Genomic DNA, 23,754 nt, shown 5'->3' with positions numbered 1-23,754 from the left:
CCGTGGCGACCGGCCACGACGACGGGCGGACCGGCCGCGACGACGCCAGCGGCCGCGAGGAGACGCCGGACCGCGACGCCGGCGAGTTCGTCGAGGCGGCCGACCGCGAACTCAGGGAGACCTACGAGGAACCCAAGAGCCTCACCGAGTTCGTGGACGAGGCGTTCCGGAACCCCACCGTTGCGGCCCACGCCAGCAGGTACCTCCTCGAAGCCATCGAGTCGATGGGCACCCGGACCGTCGTCGAGGTTGGCGAGGAGAAGGAGCGCTACCGCTTCTTCGACGACCCCGCTAACGACGGCGAACACGCCATCCTCGGCAACACGGAGGTCCTCAACGCGTTCGTGGACGACCTCCGGTCCATCGCGGCCGAACGCGGCAAGGCCGAGAAGATAATCTGGTTCGACGGGCCGACGGCGACCGGCAAGTCCGAACTGAAGCGGTGTCTCGTCAACGGTCTCCGCGAGTTCTCGAAGACCGAGGCGGGCCGTCGCTACACCGTCGAGTGGAACATCGCCAGCGCCACCGAGGCCCGCGGCCTGAGTTACGGCGAGGAGCGGGCGGCCGCCGACGAGGAGAACTGGTTCCCGAGTCCGGTGCAGGCCAACCCGCTGACGGTGTTCCCCGAGGAGGTCCGCGAGGACATCCTCGCGCGAATCAACGCCGAGGTCGAGGACCACATCGACCTGAAGGTGGACAGCAAACTCGACCCCTTCAGTCGGGAGGCCTACGACTACCTCGAAGAGCAGTACCGTCGGACCGGCGAAGCGGACCTGTTCAGCGCCATCACCGACCCCAACCACCTCCGCGTGAAGAACTACGTGGTGGACATCGGTCACGGCATCGGCGTCCTCCACTCGGAGGACTCCGGGCCGCCCAAGGAGCGCCTCGTGGGGTCGTGGATGCGCGGGATGTTGCAGGAACTCGACTCGCGAGGGCGCAAGAACCCGCAGGCGTTCAGTTACGACGGCGTCCTCTCGCAGGGGAACGGCCTGCTCACCATCGTTGAGGACGCCGCCCAGCACGCCGACCTGCTCCAGAAGTTGCTCAACGTGCCCGACGAGAAGACGGTGAAACTGGACAAGGGCATCCAGATGGACATCGACACCCAGTTGCTCATCATCTCGAATCCCGACTTGGAGGCCCAACTCAACCAGCACGCCGAGGCGGGCGGTGCGGACCCGCTCAAGGCGCTGAAGCGCCGACTCGACCGGCGTCGGTTCAAGTACCTCACCAACCTGAGTCTGGAGGCCGAACTCATCCGGCGCGAACTGACCAACGAGACCGACGTCTGGCGGGCCGACAGCTACGACGAACTTGAGACGCTGATTCGCGAACCCCTCTCGGTCCCGGTCCGGAACAACGACCACGGGACCGGAGTGGGCCAGCGCGAACTCGCGCCCCACGCCGTCGAGGCCGCGGCGCTCTACAGCGTCGTGACTCGACTCGACGGCGAGGACGTGCCCGCGGGACTCGACCTCGTGGACAAGGCCAAACTGTTCGACCGGGGGTACCTCCTCGACGGCGACGACCGACTCGACAAGGACGACTTCGAGTTCGGCGACGACGCCGACGACGGCGAGCAGGGGATTCCCGTGACCTACACGCGGGACGTCATCGCGGACCTGCTCAACGAGGAGAGCGAGCGCGCTCACGCCGAGTACTCCGTCGAGGAGGTCATCATGCCCCGCGACATCCTCAACGCGATGGCCGAGGGACTGACGGGCGCGCCCGTCTTCTCGACGGCCGAGCGCACCGAGTACGAGAACCGACTCGTGCCGGTGAAGAACCACATCTTCCAGCGACAGGAGGAGGACGTCCTCGACGCGATGATGCGCGACAAGCGGGTGGACGAGGAGACCGTCGAGGAGTACATCGAACACGTCTACGCGTGGGCGACCGACGAGCAGGTCGAGAACGACCGTGGCGAGCGCGTCGAACCCGACGCGCTCAAGATGAAGGTGTTCGAGACGACCACCTCGGCCGGTTCTCGCCCGAGAGCTACGGGGCCGACCACGGTCCCTCGCCGGCGGTCGAGGAGTTCCGGCGCAACAAGGTCATCACCGCGCTGAACCGCCACGCGTGGGAGAACCGCGACGAGGACTTCTCGGTGTCGGACATCGACCCCAAGGAGATTCCCATCATCAAGACGGTGCTGGCGAACTACGACTGGGACGACGTGCGCCGGGTGTACGAGGACTTCGACCCCAACCAGTGGGCCGACCCGCCCAGCGACACCGAGACGGCCGCGGTGAAGGAGAAGACGGTGACGAATCTGGTCGAGATGTTCGGCTACAGCGAGGCGTCGGCGGAACTGACCAGCCAACACGTCATGAGTCAGGTGAGCTACAAATGGGACTGAGAGAGGACTTGGAGCGCTACAGGGAGGTCGGCGAGGAGAAGCGCGAGGACCTCGCGGACTTCATCCAGTACGGCGACCTCGGCCAGAGCCTGCCCGACGAGATAAACATCCCCATCAAAATCGTGGACCTGCCGGAGTTCGCGTACGACCGGCGGGACAAGGGCGGAGTCGGGCAGGGCGACCCCGACGTGGGCGACCCGGTCGGCGAACCCCAGCCACAACCCGGCGAGGAGGGCGACGAGGGCGACGAACCCGGCGAGGAAGGCGGGGAACACGACTACTACGAGATGGACCCCGAGGAGTTCGCCGAGGAACTAGACGACGAACTGGGACTGGACCTCGAACCGAAGGGGAAGGAGGTCATCGAGGAGAAGGAAGGCGACTTCACCGACATGACCCGGACCGGTCCCGACTCCACGCTGGACTTCGAGCAGATGTTCAAGGAGGGGCTGAAGCGCAAGTTGGCGATGGACTTCGACCCCGACTTCCTCGAAGAGGTGCTGCGAATCGACGGCTGGGGTCCGGACAGGACGTTCGAATGGGCGCGGGACAACTCCATCAACGTCTCGAAGCACTGGCTCGAAGAGGCCTACGGCCAGATTCCCGCCGACGAGAAGACGAAGTGGGACTCCATCGAGGAGGTCGAGGAGAACGTCACCAACCGCAGCACGGCCCAGAAGATAAAGGAGGAGGGCATCCGCCACGTCCCCTTCCGACGGGAGGACGAGCGCTACCGCTACCCCGAAATCATCGAGGAGCGCGAGAAGAACGTGGTCGTCGTCAACATCCGGGACGTGTCGGGGTCGATGCGCGAGAAGAAGCGCGAACTGGTCGAGCGCACCTTCACGCCGCTGGACTGGTACCTGACCGGGAAGTACGACAACGCCGAGTTCGTCTACATCGCCCACGACGCCGAGGCGTGGGAGGTCGACCGCGAGGAGTTCTTCGGCATCCGGTCGGGCGGCGGGACCAAGATTTCGTCGGCCTACGAACTCACCGCGGAGATTCTCGACGAGCGCTACCCGTGGTCGGACTGGAACCGCTACGTGTTCGCGGCGGGCGACAGCGAGAACTCCCGGAACGACACCAGCGAGAACGTCGTGCCGCTGATGGAGGAGATTCCCGCGAACCTCCACGCCTACGTCGAGACCCAACCCGACGGGAAGGCCATCAACGCGACCCACGCCGAGGAGGTCGAGGACCACTTCGGCGAGTCGTCGGAGGTGGCGGTCAGCTACGTCAACAGTCCCGAGGACGTGACCGACGCCATCTACGAGATTCTCAGCACGGAGGCCGAATCGTGAGACGAGCCACCGAGACTACGACGTTCACCACGGAGCCAGACCCATGAGACAGCGACCCAGAACAGCCAAGGCAGCCGAACCGCTCCGCGAACCGGCCGAGGAGGCTCGGAATCTGGCCCACAAGCTGGGGCTGGACCCCTACGACGTGAACTACTGGGTGGTCGATTACGACGAGATGAACGAACTCATCGCGTACAACGGCTTCCAAGAGCGCTACCCCCACTGGCGGTGGGGCATGCAGTACGACCGCCAGCAGAAGCAGGGCCAGTACACCGGCGGGAAGGCCTTCGAGATAGTCATCAACGACGACCCCTCTCACGCCTTCCTGCAGGAGTCCAACGACGTGGCCGACCAGAAGGCGGTCATCACCCACGTCGAGGCCCACGCCGACTTCTTCGCCAAGAACCGGTGGTACCGGATGTTCGCCGACGAGTTGGACGCCGCGGCGATGCTGGAGCGCCACGCCCGGCGCATCGAGGAGTACATGTCCGACCCCGAAATCGACCGCGAGGCGGTCGAGCAGTGGATAGACAGCGTGCTGTGTCTGGAGGACAACATCGACCAGCACGAACCGTTCAAGCGCCAGTTCGAGCGGCGGGGCGACGACGAGGAGGGCATCGAGGACGAACTCGACCAGAAACTCGACGAGATGGACCTCTCGGACGAGGTGAAACAGCAGGTCTTCGACGAGGAGTGGCTGGACGAGCAGGCCGAGGACCCGGAACTCGACGACCCCGAGATGGACGTGCTGGCGTTCCTCCGTGACCACGGCAAGGCCTACGACGAGGAGACCGGCAAGGCCGAGGAGATGACCGAGTGGCAGCGCGAGATTCTGGAGATGCTCCGGGCCGAGTCGTACTACTTCGCGGCCCAGAAGCTGACGAAGGTGATGAACGAGGGGTGGGCCGCCTACTGGGAGTCGATGATGATGGGCGAGGAGGCGTTCGCGGACGACGACGAGTTCCTCCAGTACGCCGACCATCAGGCGCGAGTCCTCAACTCGCCGGGGCTCAACCCCTACCAGCTCGGCAAGGAGCTCTGGGAGTATATCGAGAACACCGAGAACCGCCGGGAGGTCGCGCGGAAGCTCCTGCGGACCGAGGGCGTCACGTGGCGCAACTTCCACGACACGGTGGACTTCGACCGGGTGCAGGAACTGCTCGCGCCCGACCCCAGAATCGACGCCATCGACCCCGAGAATCTGGACGAGTTGGACGACCTCGCTCCCGAGAAGGTGGACGAGGAGATGCTGGCGGCCGCGAAAGAGGGGGAGATAGACCTCCGGCGCTACCCGTGGAAGGTGCTGACCTACGAGGGACTGGCCGAGCGCCACTTCTCGCTGTGCAAGCGCCAGAACCGCGGGTTCCTCCGGTCGGTCTCCCAGCAGGACCTCGAACAGTTCGCGCGCTACATCGTGGACGACGCCCGGTACGACTCGGTCGAGGAGGCCATCGCCGACGTTGACTACACCGTGGGCTGGGACAAGATGCGCGAGGTCCGGGCGAGCAACAACGACGTGACGTTCCTCGACAGCTACCTCACGCAGGAGTTCGTCACGGACAACCAGTACTTCACCTACGAGTTCAGCCAGACCACGGGCGACTACCGCGTCGCCAGCACCGACTACGAGGACGTGAAGAAGAAGCTGATGCTCCAGTTCACCAACTTCGGCAAGCCCACCGTCGCGGTGTACGACGGCAACTACAACAACCGGAACGAGTTGCTACTGGGCCACCACTACAACGGCGTGATGCTCGACGTCGAGCAGGCCAAGCGCACGCTGGAGCGAGTGTTCGACCTGTGGGGTCGCCCGGTGAACCTCAAGACCATCGTGAAGGAGGTGGACGACCGCGACGCCGAAATCGCCCGGCGTCGGGACCGCGAACCGGAACCCGAGGAAGTCGGGAAGCTCCTGCGCTACGACGGCGAGCAGTTCACGATGGAGGACTTAGAGTGGAGCGAAGTCGAGGATATCGCGGCCGACGAGGTGGACTACGACACCAAGCCCGAAGACTGGTTGGCCTGAGAATCACCTCGTCCGGAGCGGGGTTCGTTTCGTCAGCGGTGTCGAGAAGGAGTCTGTTTTCAGGTGGACCGGCTTGGTGATTCAGTCGAACGCATCGAGTGAGGTTGGCTAGTCGTTTGGTCGAACACATCGAGTAGCTAGCTACGACCGACTCGTAGGAGTCTTCCGCACTGCAACCGCAGGCCTCACACCTCCTCAGCCTCGACGGCCGCATCCGCGGCCGCCGTCCCTCGCACGCTCGGCGCGGTCACGAGGACCGCTTAAGCGCGCGCCGACGGTGTCCGGTCTCCCGGCCTCGACTCCGGAGGGTCGTCAGGAGAGCGTCGATGGCACGTCGATTTCGTTCTTGATGATGGCTCTTCGCGAGGCGTCGAGTCGCTCCGACACCTCGCTCGGAATCGCGGAACCGAGGTCGGTCCCGTAGACCGCGCGGACGCCGCCTTCGAGCAGTCCGAGCGTGTTGACGGTCCCGACCCGGAACCGGAACTTCCGGTCCACGAGGCTGGCTATCGACCGGAACACCGCCTTGTCCACGTGCTTGACCATGCTGGCGAGGATGACGTCGCTGTACTCCGGAACACTGCGCGACTGGTCGTTGTCCACGCCGATGGCGAACCGTCCGGCCTCCTGAGCCGCGCGGAAGACGCCGACACCGGACCCGCCCGCGGCGTGGTAAACCACGTCCGCGCCGTCCGCGTACATCTCCCCGGCGATTTTCTGCCCGGCGTCCGGGTCGGCGAACGACCCGACGTACGCCGACGTGACCTCGATGTCCTCGCTGGCGCGGGCCACGCCCGCCCGGAATCCGGCCTCGAACTTGTGGATGAGCGGCACGTCCACGCCGCCGACGAAGCCGACCGCGAGGTCGTCGGTCGTCCGGCCCGAGCCAGCGCTGAAATCGCGCTGGGTGACCAGTCCGGCCAGATACCCGACCTGAAACGACCCCTGATGCTCCGCGAACGTGTAGTTGGCCACGTTCGGCAGGAGGCTCCCGTCGTCCGCGGTTGCCACGCCGTCCACGAGGAGAAACTGCTGGTCGGGGTACTCGGTCGCGTTCGCGACCAGACCGCTGGTCTGGGCGAAGCCGACGCAGCAGACGAGGTCCTTCGGCGGGTCCGTCGCCGCCGCGAACTCGCGTTGCAGGCGCTCGATGTCCGCCGCTGAGGACGGTTCGGCGTTCTCGAAGCTGATGCCGAACTCCTCGCGGGCCTTCTGGGCGCCCGAGTGGGCCATGTCGTTGAACGAGTTGTCGCCGAGTCCGCCAAGCGCGTACACCATGCCGACGCGGGCGTCAGTGTTCTCGGGTCGCTCGGTCGTCGTCGGCCGAGTCGTCTGTCGCGTCGTACTCGACGCCGCGTCGGACGCGGTCGTCCGCTCGTCCGAACCACCGCCGGAACACCCCGCCAGACCCGCGATGCCCAGTGCGCTGGCCATCCCGCCGAGCAGTCGCCGCCGCGAGACCGGAGACGGCGTTTGCATCCCGTCGTCGGTCATTCCGGACTCACCGTCCGAGCGGGCGGTTGCTCCTCGGTCTCGAAGTCGAACTGTTCCAGCAGTTCGCTCAGACGCTCGGACCGCTCCGCGAGGTCCTCGACGCTGCTCGACACCTCGCTCAGCGAGGCGGTCTGTTCCTCCGCGGCCGCCGAGACCGTCTCGGCCTGCGTGGTCGTCTCCTCGCTCACGCTGGAGACGTCCTCGACCGTGGCGACGACCTCCTGCACCGACTCGGCCTGTCGCTCGGCCGCGCGGCTTATCTCGTGGATGCTGTCGTTGGTCTCGGAGACGTCGTCCACGAGGCGTTCGAGCGCTTCGAGGGCCTCCTCGACGGTCTCGGTGCCGTCCGAGACGCTGGTCCGGGTCTCGTGCATCTCCTCGACGGTCGTCTCGGTCTGGTCGCGGACCCGGTCGATGGAGCCTCGAATCTCGTCGGTGGCCGACTGGGTCTGCTCGGCGAGGTTCTTGACCTCCTCGGCGACGACCGCGAAGCCCTCTCCGGCCTCGCCCGCGCGGGCCGCCTCGATGGAGGCGTTGAGCGCGAGGACGTGCGTCTGCTCGGCGATGTCGGTCACGAACCCGACGACCTCCTCGATGTCGCCGACCTCGTCGCGGAGGCGCTCGACCGACTCCGCCGTTCGCTCGGTGCGGTCCTCGATGCTGTCGAGTTCCTCGATAGCCGCTTGGGCGGCCTGTTGACCCTCCTCGCCCTCGGCGGCGGCCTCCTCGACGCGCTGGGCCACGTTGTCGGTCGAGGACGCGACCTCCTCGACGGTCGCCGAGAGGTCGCTCATCTCGTCGCTGGCGCGCTGGAGGTCGTGGTTCTGTTCGACCGCGCCGTCCGAAATCTCTTGGACGGACTCGCTGACCTCCTCGCTGGCGCGCTGGACCTCGGTGAGGCTGGTGGTCGCCTGCTCGCTCTCGCCCGCGACCTTCCGGCTGAAGGACCTGACCTCCAGCATCGCGTCGGTCAGTTCGTCCATCATCCGGTTGTACGCCGAGGCGATTCGCGCCATCGCCTCGCTCTCGGCGTCGGTGTCCATCCGGCGAGAGAGGTCGCCGTCGGCGGCGTCCTGCATGACCTCGCTGTAACTGTCGGCCTTCCGTTCGAGGTGGCCGTTGAGAGTCTCGGCTCGTTCCTTGGCCTCTTGGGCGTCCTTGCGTTCCCGCTCGGCGACCTGCTGGGCCTCTCGGGCCTCTTCGCGCGCCGACTCGGCGGCCCGAATCTTCTCGCCGATGGCGTCGCGCATGCTGGCGAACGCGTCGTAGAGCTGGCCGAGTTCGTCGATGCGGTCGCTCCGGAGGTCGGTGTCGAGGTCGCCGCGCTCTATCTCCTCGGCCTTCGAGGTGAGTTCGTTCAGCGTCGCGGTCGTCCGGCGCTCGAAGACCAGCGAGACCACGCCGAGCGCGAGGACCGCGGCCAGAATCGTGGTCAGTAGGCTGGTGCCGACCCGGTCGCGCATCGAGAAGGCGCTGGCCTTCGGCGCGTACGAGACCACGACCCAGTTGGCCCCGGCGACCGGCCTGTGGTTGGCCACGAAGTTGTCGGTGGTCACGAGACCGTCGCTCGAACCCGCCGACCCGACGATGGCCTCTCCGGCGAGTTTGCCGTCCAGTTTGGAGTCGCCGGTGTCGAACACCTCGTCGCCGTCGAGGTTGTACACCACCGTCTCGCCGTCCTTGACCGGTTGGTGGAGACCGTTCATCTGCGCGGAGATGTTGGCTGTCAGGACCACGGCACGGTCGGACTTGTCGGGGACGCGACTGACGAACGCGACGACGCGTCCCTCGCTACCGGGCGCGTCGTACGGCCGACTCGAGACGAAGACGTCGCTGGGCCGCTGAAGGTCCGCGGCCCGGTCGTCGGTCGCCCACGGCACGCCGCTCTCCCGAAGGTTCGTGCCCGCGGCGTCGTCGTTCGAACTGACGACGACGTTCCACGATGTGGTGTTGACGAAGTGGACCGCCCGAACGTCGTCGGGGAGGGTCGGCTCTTGGGCTTCGAGGTAGTAGTTCACGCCGCGCTGGTTGTAGGTCCGGAACGCCTGCGCCTGCGAGAGCGTCCGGGTGAGCGTCCGCTTGCTCCGGACCCACTCGCCGAGTCTGCTCGCCTGCAGGTCGGCGGTCGAACTGATGCGGTTCTTCACGTCCTTCTCCAGCGCGTCCTGCGTGGAGGCGTAGTTGTACGCCCCGACGCTGCTCGTGACGAGGACCACGACGAGGACGACGCCGAAGAACTTCGCGGCGAACGTCCGTCTGAAGACGTTCGGTATCGCTCCGGTCGGGAGTCGGTCTCCCAACCGTGACAGGAGTCCCCTGGACGGGTCTCCCGACGAATCGTCCGGTTCAGTTGCCATACTCGTGAGGAGCCCCACTCAGCTCTTAATAACTTCGACCAGAATCAGAATTGATATTCGATTGTTGAACCACTTACTAAGGAACGTTAAAAACCCGAATTAGACGTCATACAGGCGGTCACCGAGACGTTCGCGCTCGGTGCGACGGGTCGGAGGGGCGTCGAACGACACCTGCTCCCCGTCAGTCGGTAACGCAGGTCGGTCGCCGTCGGTACCTCGGGACGCGCTGGCCTCGGTCTACTCCGCGTCGGGCGCGAAGTTCCGGAGCAGGCGGTCGCCGAACGCGAGGACGAGGAGCGCGCCCAGCAGGTCGAACACCACGTCCAGAAAGGTGTCCGTGGTGCTGTACTGGACGAGCAGGGGTTCGATGCCGAGACGACGACTGACCGCGTGGACGACGTACTCCAGTAGTTCCCAGACGACCCCGGCGCAGACGATGACGGCGAGAACCCGCGGACGAGGGTCACGGCCGCGGCGGCGGGCGGCGGCGTGGACGACACCGCCGAGGAGCGTCGCCGAGAGCGTGTGGGTGACGTGGTCCCACCACCACGTGTCGTCGTACGGTCCGAGCATCCCGACGGCGTGGGCCAGCATCGCCACGGCGGTGTAGACGCGCTGCCACGGCCGGAACGCCACGTCGTACCGGCGTTCGATTACGTCCGGCAGGAAGGTGGCCGCGAGCGCGCCGACGGCGTTCGCGACCGCACCGGGATTTCGTCGCCGAAACCCCTCTCCGAACACGGCGGCGATTCCCCACCGGACTGCCCGTTCGAGCGTGCGCGCCACCGCGGTCCGCGTGGTCCCACGCATGCGTGTCGGCCGGTAGTAATCGGTGAACCGACAAATAGGTTGGTCCAGGCGACGGCGTTCGTCGCCGCCGGTCTCCGAGCGTCGTCGTCGGAATCTACTGCTCGTCGGCGAGTCGAATCCCGCGCGAGACGACGTACATCAGAACGATGCCGGACCCGACTGCGAGGACGAACTGCGTCGCCACCGTGAACATCGCTCGGAGGGCCGCGTTGTCCTCGAAGAGAAAGACGAACGCGAACGGGACGAGCGCGACAGCGACGAACACTCCGACGAGGCGAGCGAGCGGAACCGCCTCACGAAACACCTGCTTCCAGTCTATCGTGCCCGTTTTCCGGTCGAGGAACGGAGGGGACGGCGACATCCGTCACGATGTACCTGTCTGTCAGCATATGAGTGTTCCGTTTGCTGTGCCGGATTCCGTCGGGAGAGGCCGAATACGGCCGCTACGTTACCACGCGTACTCCTCGCGGGGGTCCACGTCGTCGCGCTCGCTGTCGTAGATTCGCTCGCCCTCCACGAACACCTGCCGGGCGTCGGAGTCCAATTCGAACATCGGGCCGTCCCAGACCACGAGGTCGGCGTCGGTGCCCGGTTCGAGCGTTCCCACGCGGTCCTCGATACCCAGAATCTCGGCCGGGTTCCGCGTGACGGTGCGGAGCGCCACGTCCTCCGGAAGCCCCTCGCGGACCGCGAGACCGACACAGACGTCCAGATGCTCCTGCGGGAGCACCGGCGCGTCGGTCTGGATGGCGACCTTCACGCCCGCGTCGTGGAGGATGCCCGGCGTCTCGAAGGTGATGTTGCGGAGTTCGTACTTGCTCGCCGACGAGATGGTCGGGCCGACCACGGCGGGCACGTCACGCTCGACGAACTCCTCGGCGAGGACGTGGCCCTCCGTCGCGTGTTCGATGGAGAGGTTCTCGATGCCGAACTCGTCGGCGATACGGAACACCGTGGCGATGTCGTCGGCGCGGTGGGCGTGGACCCGGAGCGGCAGGTCGCCCTCCACGACGCGGGCGAGGTTCTCCATGCCCAAGTCGCGCTCGAAGGGGTCGCCCTCCTCGCGCGCCTTCTCGCGTCGCTCGACGTAGTCCTCGGCCTCCATCAGCGCCTGCCGGAGGGTCGCGGCCACTCCCGGCCGAGTCGAGGGCTGGCGGTCCTTCTGGTCGCCGTGGAACCGCTTGGGGTTCTCGCCGAACGCGGCCTTCATGCCGTCCTCGCGGACGAGCATCCGGTCTGCGACGTCGCCGTAGGTCTTCATCGAGCAGATGACGCCCCCGATTACGTTCGCGCTCCCCATCCGGGCCGAGACGGTCGTGACGCCGCCCTGAAACGCGTGCTGGAGTTCCTCGTCGCGAGGGTGGAACCCGTCGAGCGCGTTGACGTGGGGCGTCACGGGGTCCGACACCTCGTTGAAGTCGCCGTCCTCGGGTTCGCCCCACTCGGCCATCCCGGCGTGACTGTGGGCGTCGACGAGTCCGGGAGTGACGTGGTGACCCTCGACATCGAGCACGTCGGCGTCGTCCGGAATCTCCACCTCCTCGTCCGGGCCGACCGCCGAAATCTCGCCGTCCTCGACCAGCACCGTTCCGCCGTCTATCGTGCCGCGCTCCGAAACCGTGTGGACCGTCCCATTGACGATTGCTCGCACGACTCGTAGGTCAGCAAGTGTGAGTAATAGAGTTTCGGTTCGAAACTCCATCCGGTAACCGGAGGAGGGGACGACGTTTCGTCGGTATCGCCACCCTCTACCGACGACCGAACAGTCCACCCGCTACGTCAGGGATGGGTGTTCCCGGCCTCTGTTCTAACACTTGTTGCCTCCTATCTTCTCAGCATCGCAGAATTGGTCTTCCCCCGTCACGACGACCGACAGGTCGCCCTCTTCGTTCACGAGGTCGTTCGAGACCAACTCTATCGAGTGGCCACAGTGTTCGGTGTCCTCCACCGTGGAGAGACAGCCGTCCGTCGATACCGTTGCTCCGACTTGCCCGGTCAGTCCGACTAGCAGTCCGAGTGCGACAACCGCGACGAGCAGTTTCTTGTTCATAGGTAACACCCAACCATACAATATAACTTACCTACAATAAACCTAGGGAACAAAATGGGCGATTCTCCGCTACCCTGAAACATAAACCCGGGTCACGGCATACCACAGCCATGTATCGACGCGACCTGCGTGACACCGCGACCGACAACCTGCTTGCCGACGCCGCGACCGCCGAGACGGCCGAGCAGGTTGTCGCGGAACCCGACGGTGACCGCCTCGTCTACGCCGAGAGCCGCGAGCATCGGACGAACCTCCTGTTGAAAGACGGCGACGATACCAGAACACTCACCAGCAGAGGGGTCCTCGCCCAGCGCTACACCCACCTCGACCCGCGGTGGTTCGACTGGCACCCCGAGGGCGACGCTATCGCCTACGCCGGCGAGGACGGCGACGGTCTCTCCGTCTGGACCGTGGACCCCGAAACCGGAGAGAAGCGTCGCGTCACGAACCACGAGGCGCTCGACTCCCAGCCCCGATTCTCGCCCGACGGCGACGAAATCGCGTTCGTGACCGACAACTGGTCGCCGGGGTCACTCGCCGTCGCCGCCGCGGACGGCCGCCGCGTCGAGGTCCTGCGCGACGACGAGTTCCTCTACGCCGACCCCCGGTGGGACGACGACGGCGCGCTCTACGCCGTCCGGACGCGCCACCGCGACCTGTCGGACCGCGCGAGTCAGGTCGTCCGCGTGACCCGCGACGGAGCGGTCGAACCGATTTTCGCCGCCGACTCGGTGAACGCCTACGCGCCCCGGCCGCGACCCGACTCGGACGAAGTCGCGTTCGTCCACGACGAGAGCGGGTTCGACGCGGTCTACGTCACCGGTCCGGACCGCGCCGAACCCGAGCGACTGCTGGCCGAGCGCGGAACCGACTTCGGCGCGCCCTCGTGGGACGCCACGGGCGAGACCCTCGCGGTCACGGCGACGCGGCAGGGCGACGTGAGCGTCCGGACCGTCTCGTGCGACTCGGGCGAGACCGAGACCCTGACCGACGCTCCCGGCGACCGCTACTTCCCCGAGTGGCGAGAGGGCGACGTTTTCGCTGTCGCCGCGGACCCGACCACGCCGCCCGAAGTCCGCAACCTCTCGACCGGCGAGCGCGTCACAGGACGACCGCCCGCGGGTCTCGACGACCGGTTCGTCGAACCGGGGTCGATTACCTACGATTCGACAGACGGGGTCGAGATTCACGCGATGGTCTACCTCCCGGAAGGCCACGAACGGGCCGACTCCGACTCGGTTCCCCTGCTCGTCCACCCCCACGGCGGTCCCACCGCGTTCGACGGCTACGAGTTCAACCACCGCGCCCAGTACTTCGCCGCGCAGGGGTTCGCCGTGATAGAACCGAACTACCGCGGGTCCAGCGGGTTCGGCCGGGAGTTCCGGAACCGCAACGACTTCGCGTGGGGCGAGGGCGACCTCGACGACGTGGTGAACGCGGCGGACGCGCTCGCGGACGCCTACGACGCCGTGGACCCCGACCGCGCGGGCATCTTCGGCGGGAGCGGCGGCGGCCTGATGACGGTCAACGCGCTGGGGAAGACCGACCGCTTCGACGCCGGAGCGGCCTTCTACGGCGTCTACGACTACGAGACGTTCTCGGACGACACCGACGACGTGGGCTGGCGGCTGATGAAGCGCGAACTGGGCTTCCCCGCGACCGACATCGACAACTACCGCGAGGCGAGTCCCGTCCGGTCGGTCCCCGACATCGACGCGCCGCTGCTCGTTCTCCACGGCGAGCAGGACGCTCGCGTCCCCGTTAGCCAGTCCGAGCAACTGGTCGAGGAGTTGGAGAAGCACGGCAAGCGCTACGAGTTCCAGACCTACGAGGACGAACCACACGGCTTCCTCAAGCGGGAGAACGTCCTCGACGCCTACTCGCGGGTGGCGGACCTGTTCGCCAAGTACCTCGAAATCGACCCCGACGACGGGAGCAGTCGGCCCCACGAGTCGGGCGATACGGAGTAAGTCGCCCGGCCGGGCGACGCGGCGTAGCTCGTCCGGTCGGGCCGAAAAGTAGTCTCCGCGAGACCTCGGTCAGCGACCCTCGAAGGTCGCCTCCTCGTCCTCACCGAACGCCGCGAGTCCGGCCGCGTAGTCCTCCGTCGCCGCGAGTCGAGTGATAGCGTCGCTCTCTGCGGCCATCTGGGCGGGCAAGCGCCGCCCGTAGCTCTCGGCCAGCAGGCGCTTGGTCGCGCCGTAGGCCTTCGTCGGGCCGTCGGCGAGGTCGGTCGCGAGCGCCGCGAGTCGGTCCTCGAAGGAGTCGGACGCGACCGCTTCGGTCGCGAGACCCATCCCGACCGCCTCGTCGGCGGCGATGGGTTCGTCGAGCAGGGCTATCTCCTTGGCCTTCCGCAGTCCCACGAGTCGGGGTAGGAAGTAGGTCGAACCCCCGTCGCCCGAGAGACCGATTCGGGGGTAGGCGAACTCGAACCGGGCGTCGTCGCTGGCCACCACGATGTCGGCGCAGAGCGCGAGACCCAACCCGCCGCCCGCGGCCACGCCGTTCACTCCGGCGACGACGGGTTTTCGGACCCCGGCGAGGTGGCCGACCGCGGCGTGGAGTCTCGTGGCGATGCGCCGGAGTCTGCGGGCGTCCTCGCGGGTCCCGTCCATCCCCGAGAGGTCCGCGCCGGTGCAGAACGCGCCCTCGATTCCGGCGAGGACGATGCACCGGACCGCGGGGTCGTCCGCGACCGACTCGACCGCGGCCTGTAACTCCGCGGCGGCCTCGGCGTCGAGAGCGTTGTGAGTCTCGGGGCGGTCCAGCGTGATTCGGGCGACGCCGTCGGTTCGCTCGACGGTGACGTGTTCAGTGTCGCTCATGTGTCTGTATTTGTCGTCGGAACGGATAAATCGCCGCGTGTCGGTAGGGGACGCCGACACCGAGTTCGAATCGGGAGAGCGCGGCCGACGGCGGCCGTCGGACCGAACCGGATATTCGTCCGACAGGATTCGGCGAAAATCCCGCGCCGTACTGCCACGAACTCGGAAGGTCAATTCTTTAATACCCGGCGCGGAACCGTAGGGGTATGAAGCGAGTCGACGTTGCAATCGTCGGTGGCGGTCCGGCCGGGACGTCCGCCGCGCGGGCGGCCACCGAAGAGGGGGCCGACGCGCTCCTCGTCGAGAAGGGCGTTCCGCGCGCCGACCGCGAGGAGTTGGGACCGGACTCGACGGACGCCGCCGGGATGCTCGACTACTGGGTGGACATCATGGACATCCCGTTCGAGGAGATTCCCGACCACGTCGTCCTCCGGGAGTTGGACCGGACCGAGTTCCTCGGTCCGAACGAGGACTGCGTCATGGAAGACACGGGCATCGAGTCCTCCTACGACGGGTTCGGGTTCACCTTCGACCGGCCGCGGATGGACGACTGGCTCCGCGACCGGGCCGAACGAGCGGGCGCGGAGTACCGCGTGGGCGTCGGCGTCACCGACGTGGAGACCGACCTCACGGGGTCGCCGACCCACACTCTCAGGCTCTCTGACGGCGAGGAAATCGAGGCCGACTACCTCGTGCTGGCCGACGGTCCCCAGCGACAGGTCACGATGCGCGTGCTGGACCGACTCTCGCCCGACGACCGCAAGGTCTCGGACGTGATGGCCCCGAACACCGCCAACCACATCGCGTATCAGGAGTACCGGGAGTTCCCCGAGGAACTGTTCGACGACAGTTCGCTCAAGTTCTGGTGGGGCGTGATGCCCGGCGAGACGGCCTACCCGTGGGTGTTCCCCAACGACGGGACGGTCGCTCGCGTCGGTCTCACGATGCCCATCGGGATGACCCTCGACGACGTGGACGACCCCGAGTCCTACGACCTCCTCCGACCCGAGGACGAGACCCTGCCCCGTCCCGCCGAGTACATCGAGCGACTGCTCGAACGCGAGTACGGCGACGAGTACGACCCGAGCGACTTCCCGCTGGTCGAGGACCGCGGCAAGAGCGGCGGGACCGAGACCTACCCCATCTCCTCCACGCGGCCCATCGACTCGCCCACGGCGGCCAACGTCGCCGTCGTCGGCGGCGCGATGGGGACCACCTCGGCGTTCCACGAGGGCGGCTACCACGTCGCGGTCCGGACCGGGGCGATAGCGGGCGAACTCGCCGGGAAGGGCCGCCTCGACGGCTACAACGACCGCTGGAAGGAGGCCATCGGCGACGAGATAACCCGGAACGTCACCTTCGCCGACATCGTGGCCGACTACGGCCCCGACGACTGGGACCGGACGTTCTCGATGGCGAGCGACCTCCTCGCCGACGAGGGCGAGGGCGGACTCCTGAAGTACAAGCTCTCGTCGGGCCTGACGGGCGCGAAACTCGTCACGAAGTACAAGACGGTCAAGCGCAAGTACAGGAAGGGCAAGTACGTGCAGTTCCGCGAAGACGAGTACGAATTCTGAGTCGGCGGTTTCCTCGGACGGAATTGTCCGAACGGCTCACTCGGTCCCGTCCGCCCGGAACACCAGACAGTAACTGTGGTCATAGCCGTAACCGTAGGTTCCGCCGTCCCGCTCGGTCTGCTCCTCGCCCTCCCACCCGACGACCACCTCGCCACCGAAGTCCAACGACTCGGACACGGCATCGGCCACGTCCCACGCCAGCGTCGTCACCCTGTCCTCGTGCTTCATGTTCGAGACGTCCACGAGGACAGTAGCGTCGGCGGCCGCGTGGTCGGCCAGTCTGGCGAACAGGTCGGTCAGGTCGGCGAGGTACGCCTCGTAGTCGCTCTCGCTGTCGGTCGCGTAGTTCCGGAAGGGGTTCACCGTCATCGTCCGCTCCATGTACGGCGGCGAGGTGAGACAGCAGTCGAACGCCGGGAACCGGTCGAAGTCGAGTTCGAGCGCGCTGGCCCGTCGGACGTTCTCGGGGCGGTCGATTCGGTCGCGGACGAGTTCGACCCGGTCCTCCTCGTACTCGACGCCGTACGGCACTCGGCCCAGTTCCTCGGCGACCGTCAGGGTGGTCCCGAATCCGGCGAAGGGGTCGAAGACGGTGTCGCCCGGCTCAGAGAACTCCCGGAGGAAGTGTCGGACGTACGCCTCCGGCGTCCGCACGTCGTCGTACTCGGCCGGGATATCGCTCTCCCGGTCGTGTTCGAGAGTGAGGAACGTCTGCACGAGAGGGAACTTCTGGCGGGTGCCTGATAACTTCTCGGGGTCGGGTGATGTCGGTCGATACGGCGGTCGCCCTCCCTCCGATAGTTTGACAGTCCTCCGCACACCTCCCGTTCACCAATGAGCGACTCCGGTATTCGCGTCTTCGACGGCCACAACGACACCCTGCTGGACCTCCACGTGGAGGAACGCGGCGGCGGCCGCTCGTTCTTCGAGCGGAGCGAGTCGGGCCACGTGGACCTGCCGCGAGCGCGGGAGGGGAACCTCGGCGGCGGCTTCTTCGCCGTGTTCGTCCCGAACGACGGCTACGAGTACGAGCGCACCGAGACCGACGAGGGGTACGAGACGGACCTGCCGCCCGCCGTGGGCCACGAGCGCGCCAAGTCGTTCACCTACGACGCGCTGGCGCGCCTCCACCGCATCGCGGCCGAGTCGGACGGCGCGGTGCGAGTCGTCGGCGAGTACGACGACCTCGAAGCCACCATGGCCGACGCCGACGCCCTCGCGGCGATTCCCCACCTCGAAGGCGCGGCGGCGGTCGCGCCGGACCTGTCGAACCTCGATTTCCTCTACGCCGCGGGAGTTCGCTCCATCGGATTAGTGTGGAGTCGCCCCAACGAGTTCGGACACGGCGTCCGGTTCGAGTACCCCGGCACGCCCGACACCGGCCCGGGACTGACCGACGCGGGTAGGGACCTCGTGGCGGCCTGCAACGACCGCGGCGTCCTCGTGGACCTCGCGCACACCACGGCGGCCACCTTCCGAGACGCCGCCGAACGCACGACCGACCCGCTCGTCGTGAGCCACGGCGCGGCCCGCGGCGTCTGCCCGCTGAGTCGCAACCTGACCGACGAGCAACTCGACGCCGTGGCCGACTCCGGCGGCGTCGTCGGCATCACCTTCGCGGCGAGCCAAATCCGGCCCGACGGAGCGGGCGACCCCGACGCGCCGATTTCGACGCTCGTCGACCACGTCGAGTACGTCGCCGACAGGGCGGGCGTCGAACACGTGGCGCTCGGGTCGGACTTCGACGGCGCGACCGTCATCGACTCGGTCGGCGACGTGACCGGGCTTCCGGACGTAATTGCGGAGCTTCGGCGTCGCGGGTTCGGCGAGGACGAGGTTCGGTCCATCGCGCAGGGCAACTGGCTCCGCGTGATTCGGGAGACGTGGACGTAACGTCGATGGACCGATGCTGGCCGCGTCGAAGAGAGCACGGGAGGCAGACCGCCGAAACCAGAACGCACTACTCCCTCGAACTCTTCCTGTAACTGTCGTGGGTGATTCCGGATACCGTAGCGTGGCGAAGCACCCGACTGTCGTCCGACTGTATCGGTTCGTCGTCGTCGGGGCGAGCGCGGCCCTCGTACAGACGGTAGTGCTGTGGCTACTCGTCGAGTACGCCAGTCTCAACTATCTGGTCGCGGCCACGCTGGCCATCGAGATGACGATTATCCTCCAGTTCTTCGTGAACAACGCGTGGACGTTCCAGCACGCGCAGTACACCGCCAGATACGACTACCTCGTCGGCCTGCTCCGGACGAACGTCGTCCGCGGGACCGCGATTCCGCTCCAGTTGGCACTGCTCTGGGCGTTCGTCAACTGGGGCGGGTTCGTCTACCTCGTCGCCAACGGGTTCGCCATCTTCATCAGCGGACTGTACCGGTACTATCTCGACTCGCGCTGGACGTGGCAAATCGCGTGAAGAGCGCCTCGGAACCTACGAGCGGAGCGCCCTCGGAACGTCGGCGGTCTCGGGAGGTCAGTCGTCTTCGTCCTCCTCGTCTTCGTGTTCAATCTCCTCCTCGACCGCCTCTTCGAGGTCGAGGTGCCCTTCGCCGCTGTACTTCGGTTGGTCCACGTCCTCCGCGGTCGCTTCGAGGTGACGGCGGACTTGACCGGGCTTGGCGTCGGGATTGGCGCTCTTGACGAGCGCGGCGGCCGCTGAGACCTGCGGTGCCGCCATGCTGGTTCCGGCCTTCCACCCGTAGTCGGCGACCATGTTGTCGTCGTCGTCCCACGTGACCGTGGTACTCAACACCATGTCGTACTGCCAGTTTGCGTCCGACGGCGGGTTCTGGACGGAGTTTCCACCGGGCGCGCTGATGTCGATAGCCTCGCGCCCGAAGTTCGTGTACGACGCGGGCGTCGTCGTCGGTTTCCGCAGGTCTTCGAGTGGCTCTTCCACCTCGCCGTCTCCGTCCTCCTCGCTCGACGCACCGTCGTCCCAGCGGAAACCGATAGGTCCGGTCGCGCTGACGCTCATCACGTTGTCGGCCTCGTTCGGGAGGCTGAGTACGTCGCCGTCATTGTCGAGGTTGGCCCCGTCGTTGCCCGCGGCCGCGACCATCAGCGTGCCCTGCGACGCCGCGTAGTCGGTCGCGCGCTCGATGGAGTCTCGCAGCGTCTGGTTCTCCTCGTTGTCGGGGAGCGGGTACACGCCGAGGCTCAGGTTAGCCACGTCCGCCTCGATGTCGCCGGCGTAGGTCATCGCCGCGATGATGTCGCCGAAGAACGCGAACGGGCCGGTGAACACGCGGAGCGCCACCAGTTCGGTCCCCGGTGCGGTGCCGACCACGCCGTCGGTGTTCGACCCGTCGGCGGCGATGATGCCAGCGACGTGAGTGCCGTGGTCGTTGTACCACGGCGTGAAGTCACCCCCGTCGCCCGTGAAGTTCTTCGAGAGGTCGGTGTTGAGCGGACTGCTCAGGTCCGGGTGGTTGGGAATCGCACCCGAGTCGATGACCGCCACGCGGGTCCCCTGACCCGCAGTCTCCTCGAGGACCTCACCAGTGTTTTGGGAATGTTTGTCCCACTGGAGTTCGCGACGGGATGTGGTTCCGTCTTCGTCCTCGTCCCCGTCGCCTTCGTCGTCCTCCTCGTCGTACTCCTCGTCCACCTCGTACCGCATCTCCACGTCCTTGGAGTGACGCATCCCGCGGAGAGCCTTCTCGTCGCCTTCGACGACCGCGATGTCGATTTGACTCAAATCGTGGACAACCGTGAGTCCCTCCAAGTCGCCCTCGGCGGTGTCGCGCAAATCGACGATGTACCGGTCTTCGACCGATTTCGCCGAGACCGTCGCGGTGAACGCGAGTCCACCGAGCGCCGCGCCAGCACCTTTCAGGAACGTTCGTCGATTGGTTTTATTTCCCATACAGGAGGTATTTACGGCATACTATTAATAATTCTGTTAGAATATCACTGAAACGTACGTATCGGTAAACCCAGTTTTCGTTTCTTCGAGAAGCAGACGCGATTGTTCCGGCGACGTGGTCTCCGAGAGACACCGACACGACCGAAGAGTCCGTTAGCGGTGACTCGAACGTCGAGGACGGTCGAAATGGAACTGCCGACCGGCGGAGCGTGGCGGCGCTCGGACTCGTCGGCAGTCCTCGCGCCGGGTCCAGCGCGCCAGTCCGGAAGCCCGCCGCATCGGAGAGAGAGAAACGAGCGACGGCGGTTCGGTCCGCCGAGCGGCCTAAATCGACTCGTCGAGCGCGGCCTCGATATCGAGATGGCCGTTGCCGTGGTACTTCGCCGAACCGACGTCGCGCGCAGTCGATTCGAGGTGGTCGCGGATTTCGGCGGGCGTCGCGTCGGGGTTGGCGCTCTTGAGGAGCGCGGCGGTCGCAGTGACCTGCGGTGCCGCCATGCTGGTTCCGGCCTTCCACCCGTACGACGGAACCATACTGTCGTCGTCGCCCCACTCGAAGACGGTGCTCAGCACCATGTCGTACTGCCAGTTGGCGTCGGTACCCTTGGCCTCGGTGTCGTAGTTCCCGCCGTGGGCGCTGATGTCGATGGCGTCGCTCCCGTAGTTGGTGTACGGCGCGGGGTCGGTCGGCGACTCGTCGAGTTTGTTGAACGCCGCGCGGTAATTGCGAATGAACTTCCCGTTGCCCTTGTCGTCCCAGCGGTAGCCGACGGGACCGGTCGCGCTGACGCTCATCACGTTGTCGGCCTCGTTCGGGAGACTGATGACGTCACCGTCGGTGTCGAGGTTGACGCCGTCGTTGCCCGCGGCCGCCACCATGAGGGTGCCCTGCGACGCCGCGTAGTCGGTCGCTCGCTCGATTGAGTCCTTCAGGAGTTGGTTCTCCTTGTTGTCCGGCAGCGGATACACGCCGAGGCTCATGTTGGCCGCGTCGGCCTCGATGTCGCCGGCATAGGTCATCGCCGCGATGATGTCGCCGAAGAATGCGAACGGCCCGGTGAACACGCGGAGCGCCACCAGTTCGGTCGCGGGCGCGGTGCCGACGATGCCCTCGTCGTTCGTGTCGTCGCCCGCGATGATGCCAGCGACGTGAGTACCGTGGTCGTTGTACCACGGCGTGAAGTCACCGCCGTCACCGGTAAAGTTGCGCGAGAGGTCGGTGTTGAGCGACCCTTCGAGGTCCGGGTGATGCGGTATCGCGCCCGAGTCGATGACCGCCACGCGGGTCCCCTCGCCGCGGGTCCGGCCGTGAACGCCCGAGACGCCTTGGGACTGCTTGTCCCACTGGAGTTGCGAGAGCTTGTGCGGGCCGGGTTCGTCACCGTTCCCGTTGTCCTCCGCCTGTGCGAAGTCGAACTCCAGTTCCACGTCCTTCGAGAAGGCCGCACCCTCGGCGTCGGCCTTCTGGGCCTCGACGACTGCGAGGTCTATCTGGCTCAGGTCGTGGACGACGTCGAGTCCGTCGAGGACGCCGTCGGACGCCGACTTGAGGTCCACGAGGTATCGTTTCTCGGCCGACGACGCCGAGACCGTCGGCGTCAGTGCGAGTCCGCCGAGCGCCGCGCCTGCACCTTTTAGGAACGAGCGTCGATTGGTTTTGTTTACCATGGTCGAGAATGAACGTTCGTTCTACTTGAATCTATATACTTCCTCCAAGACAGTAATTAAGTTCTTCTCAGAGAGGAACAAAGAGCGGCGACGACGTGCGAACCGGTAATACCGCGAGAAAACGACCGGGGACGCTACGGAGGGGCGTTAGAAGCCCTTTCCGAGCAGTTCGCGGGCGATGATGTTCTTCTGAATCTCGGTGGTGCCCTCGTAAATCTGGGTAATCTTCGCGTCGCGGTAGAACCGCTCGACCGGGAAGTCGTTGACGTAGCCAGCGCCACCGTGAATCTGGACGGCCTCGTCGGCCACGTCCACGGCCACGCGGGAGGCGAACTCCTTGGCCATGCTGGCGAGTTTCGTGACGTCTTCGCCTTGGTCGACGTTCCACGCGGCTTTGTAGGTCAGGTTACGCGCGGCCTCGGTCTGAGTGTGCATCTCCGAGAGTTTGTGCTGGATGGCCTGAAACTCCGAGATGGGGCGGTCGAACTGCTCGCGCTCTTGGGCGTAGTCGAGCGCGGCCTCGCAGGCCCCCTTGGCGATGCCGACGCCCTGCGCCGCGACCGCGGTCCGGGTTTCGTCGAAGAACTGCATCTGCTGGAGGAAGCCCATCCCGCGCGTCCCGATGAGGTTTTCCTCGGGCACGCGCACGTCGTCGAGGATGAGTTCCGCAGTGTCGGAGGCTCGGATGCCCAGTTTCCCCGTTATCTTCTCGGACTTGAACCCGTCGCGGTCGGACTCGACCACAATCTGACTGAACCCGTTGTACCGACCGTCGGCGTCGGGGTCGGTCTGACAGAGGACGACGTAGTAGTCGCCGACCGACCCGTTCGTTATCCACATCTTGTTGCCGTTGACGACCCACTCGTCGCCGTCCTTCTCTGCGCTGGTGGAGACCGACGAGACGTCCGACCCGGTGTCGGGTTCGGAGATGGCCGCGCCCATGATGGCGTCGCCCGCCGCGACCGGGGAGAGGAACCGCTCTTTCTGGTCGTCGGTGCCGAACTCCATGATGGCGTGAGCGCCGAACGAGGCCGAGGTGACGCAGAGACCGATGCCGGGGTCCACCGCGAACAGTTCCTCAGTGATGATGGCTGACTCGAGGTTGTTGTAGCCCGCGCCGCCGTACTCCATCGGGATGATGGAACCGAGCATCCCCATCTCGGCGGCCTTGTCCATGACCTCGTGGGGGTACTTCTCTTCGACGTCGTACTCTTGGGCGACCGGTTCGATTTCGTTCTCGGCGAACCGCCGCACTTCCTCGCGAATCTGCTTCTGTTCGTCGGAGAGTCCGAAGTCCATGCGCGGAGTTTGCACACCCTCCCGTAAATCGTTTCGTAACCGTGAGTAAACTTGTGCCGAGTTTCTAATCTCCGATAGGGAAACGTTGAAACGGCCGGCAAGTGACCC

17 protein-coding genes and 1 pseudogene are annotated in these 23,754 nt (G+C 66.2%); 7 read left to right on the top strand and 11 right to left on the bottom strand.

The window, feature by feature from the left end:
• Positions 1–2: 2 nt before the first annotated feature.
• The 3 genes and pseudogenes from FXF75_RS06195 (at position 3) to FXF75_RS06185 (ending at position 5,692) form a co-directional block, all read left to right on the top strand.
• Positions 3–2,362, top strand: a pseudogene (locus FXF75_RS06195) (PrkA family serine protein kinase).
• Entirely contained in the window at positions 2,353–3,666 is a 1,314-nt protein-coding gene (locus FXF75_RS06190; protein ID WP_163520735.1) for a YeaH/YhbH family protein, read from the top strand. The pseudogene FXF75_RS06195 and the gene FXF75_RS06190 overlap by 10 nt, the downstream one beginning before the upstream one ends.
• A gap of 43 nt (positions 3,667–3,709) precedes the next feature.
• Positions 3,710–5,692 (top strand): SpoVR family protein, encoded by a 1,983-nt coding sequence (locus tag FXF75_RS06185; protein WP_163520733.1) that lies wholly within the window; start codon positions 3,710–3,712, stop codon positions 5,690–5,692.
• A gap of 312 nt (positions 5,693–6,004) precedes the next feature.
• Here FXF75_RS06185 and FXF75_RS06180 read toward each other — a convergent pair whose 3' ends face one another.
• The 6 genes from FXF75_RS06180 to FXF75_RS06155 form a co-directional block, all read right to left on the bottom strand.
• Positions 6,005–7,186, bottom strand: coding sequence for a BMP family protein (locus tag FXF75_RS06180; RefSeq protein ID WP_240334500.1), 1,182 nt, complete (start codon positions 7,184–7,186; stop codon positions 6,005–6,007).
• On the bottom strand, positions 7,183–9,543 hold the full coding sequence (locus tag FXF75_RS06175; RefSeq protein WP_163520732.1) for a methyl-accepting chemotaxis protein: 2,361 nt from the start codon (positions 9,541–9,543) through the stop codon (positions 7,183–7,185). The genes FXF75_RS06180 and FXF75_RS06175 overlap by 4 nt, the downstream gene beginning before the upstream one ends.
• Positions 9,544–9,780: 237 nt before the next feature.
• Positions 9,781–10,353, bottom strand: coding sequence for a hypothetical protein (locus tag FXF75_RS06170; protein WP_163520731.1), 573 nt, complete (start codon positions 10,351–10,353; stop codon positions 9,781–9,783).
• Between the two features lie 94 nt (positions 10,354–10,447).
• On the bottom strand, positions 10,448–10,714 hold the full coding sequence (locus FXF75_RS06165; protein WP_163520729.1) for a hypothetical protein: 267 nt from the start codon (positions 10,712–10,714) through the stop codon (positions 10,448–10,450).
• 87 nt (positions 10,715–10,801) lie between these two features.
• Complete coding sequence (locus FXF75_RS06160; RefSeq protein WP_163520727.1) at positions 10,802–12,004, bottom strand: amidohydrolase; 1,203 nt, start codon at positions 12,002–12,004, stop codon at positions 10,802–10,804.
• Between the two features lie 156 nt (positions 12,005–12,160).
• Positions 12,161–12,403, bottom strand: a complete 243-nt coding sequence (locus FXF75_RS06155; protein WP_163520725.1) for a hypothetical protein — start codon at positions 12,401–12,403, stop codon at positions 12,161–12,163.
• A gap of 110 nt (positions 12,404–12,513) precedes the next feature.
• On the opposite strand from FXF75_RS06155, the gene FXF75_RS06150 reads away from it, so the two are divergent.
• Positions 12,514–14,373: a S9 family peptidase gene (locus FXF75_RS06150; protein ID WP_163520724.1), complete on the top strand. Its 1,860-nt coding sequence runs from the start codon at positions 12,514–12,516 to the stop codon at positions 14,371–14,373.
• Between the two features lie 69 nt (positions 14,374–14,442).
• Here FXF75_RS06150 and FXF75_RS06145 read toward each other — a convergent pair whose 3' ends face one another.
• A complete protein-coding gene (locus tag FXF75_RS06145; RefSeq protein WP_163520722.1) occupies positions 14,443–15,231 on the bottom strand; it encodes an enoyl-CoA hydratase/isomerase family protein in 789 nt (262 codons plus the stop codon).
• 206 nt (positions 15,232–15,437) lie between these two features.
• On the opposite strand from FXF75_RS06145, the gene FXF75_RS06140 reads away from it, so the two are divergent.
• The gene (locus FXF75_RS06140; protein WP_163520720.1) at positions 15,438–16,808 is read left to right on the top strand and encodes an NAD(P)/FAD-dependent oxidoreductase; all 1,371 of its coding nucleotides are present in this window, start codon (positions 15,438–15,440) and stop codon (positions 16,806–16,808) included.
• Between the two features lie 36 nt (positions 16,809–16,844).
• On the opposite strand, the gene FXF75_RS06135 is transcribed toward FXF75_RS06140, so the two are convergent.
• Complete coding sequence (locus tag FXF75_RS06135) at positions 16,845–17,525, bottom strand: DNA methyltransferase (protein ID WP_163520719.1); 681 nt, start codon at positions 17,523–17,525, stop codon at positions 16,845–16,847.
• Between the two features lie 117 nt (positions 17,526–17,642).
• On the opposite strand from FXF75_RS06135, the gene FXF75_RS06130 reads away from it, so the two are divergent.
• Together FXF75_RS06130 and FXF75_RS06125 are read left to right on the top strand one after the other, a co-directional pair.
• On the top strand, positions 17,643–18,701 hold the full coding sequence (locus FXF75_RS06130) for a dipeptidase (RefSeq protein WP_163520717.1): 1,059 nt from the start codon (positions 17,643–17,645) through the stop codon (positions 18,699–18,701).
• Between the two features lie 97 nt (positions 18,702–18,798).
• Entirely contained in the window at positions 18,799–19,227 is a 429-nt protein-coding gene (locus FXF75_RS06125) for a GtrA family protein (protein ID WP_309221758.1), read from the top strand.
• 57 nt (positions 19,228–19,284) lie between these two features.
• Here the strand turns inward: FXF75_RS06125 and FXF75_RS06120 are convergent, their stop codons facing one another.
• The 3 genes from FXF75_RS06120 to FXF75_RS06110 all read right to left on the bottom strand — a co-directional run bounded on the left by FXF75_RS06120 (position 19,285) and on the right by FXF75_RS06110 (position 23,646).
• Positions 19,285–20,679, bottom strand: a complete 1,395-nt coding sequence (locus FXF75_RS06120; RefSeq protein WP_163520714.1) for a S8 family serine peptidase — start codon at positions 20,677–20,679, stop codon at positions 19,285–19,287.
• 324 nt (positions 20,680–21,003) lie between these two features.
• Positions 21,004–22,347 carry a S8 family serine peptidase gene (locus FXF75_RS06115; RefSeq protein WP_163520712.1) on the bottom strand — a complete coding sequence of 448 codons (1,344 nt, stop codon included), beginning with the start codon at positions 22,345–22,347 and terminating at the stop codon, positions 21,004–21,006.
• A gap of 147 nt (positions 22,348–22,494) precedes the next feature.
• Positions 22,495–23,646 carry an acyl-CoA dehydrogenase family protein gene (locus FXF75_RS06110; protein ID WP_163520710.1) on the bottom strand — a complete coding sequence of 384 codons (1,152 nt, stop codon included), beginning with the start codon at positions 23,644–23,646 and terminating at the stop codon, positions 22,495–22,497.
• Positions 23,647–23,754 lie beyond the last annotated feature (108 nt).

The sequence above is a fragment of the Halorussus sp. MSC15.2 genome, from assembly GCF_010747475.1.
Taxonomy (GTDB): domain Archaea; phylum Halobacteriota; class Halobacteria; order Halobacteriales; family Haladaptataceae; genus Halorussus.
The sequence above is the reverse complement of the archived record's forward strand: the minus strand, read 5'-3'. Positions and strand labels throughout refer to the sequence as shown.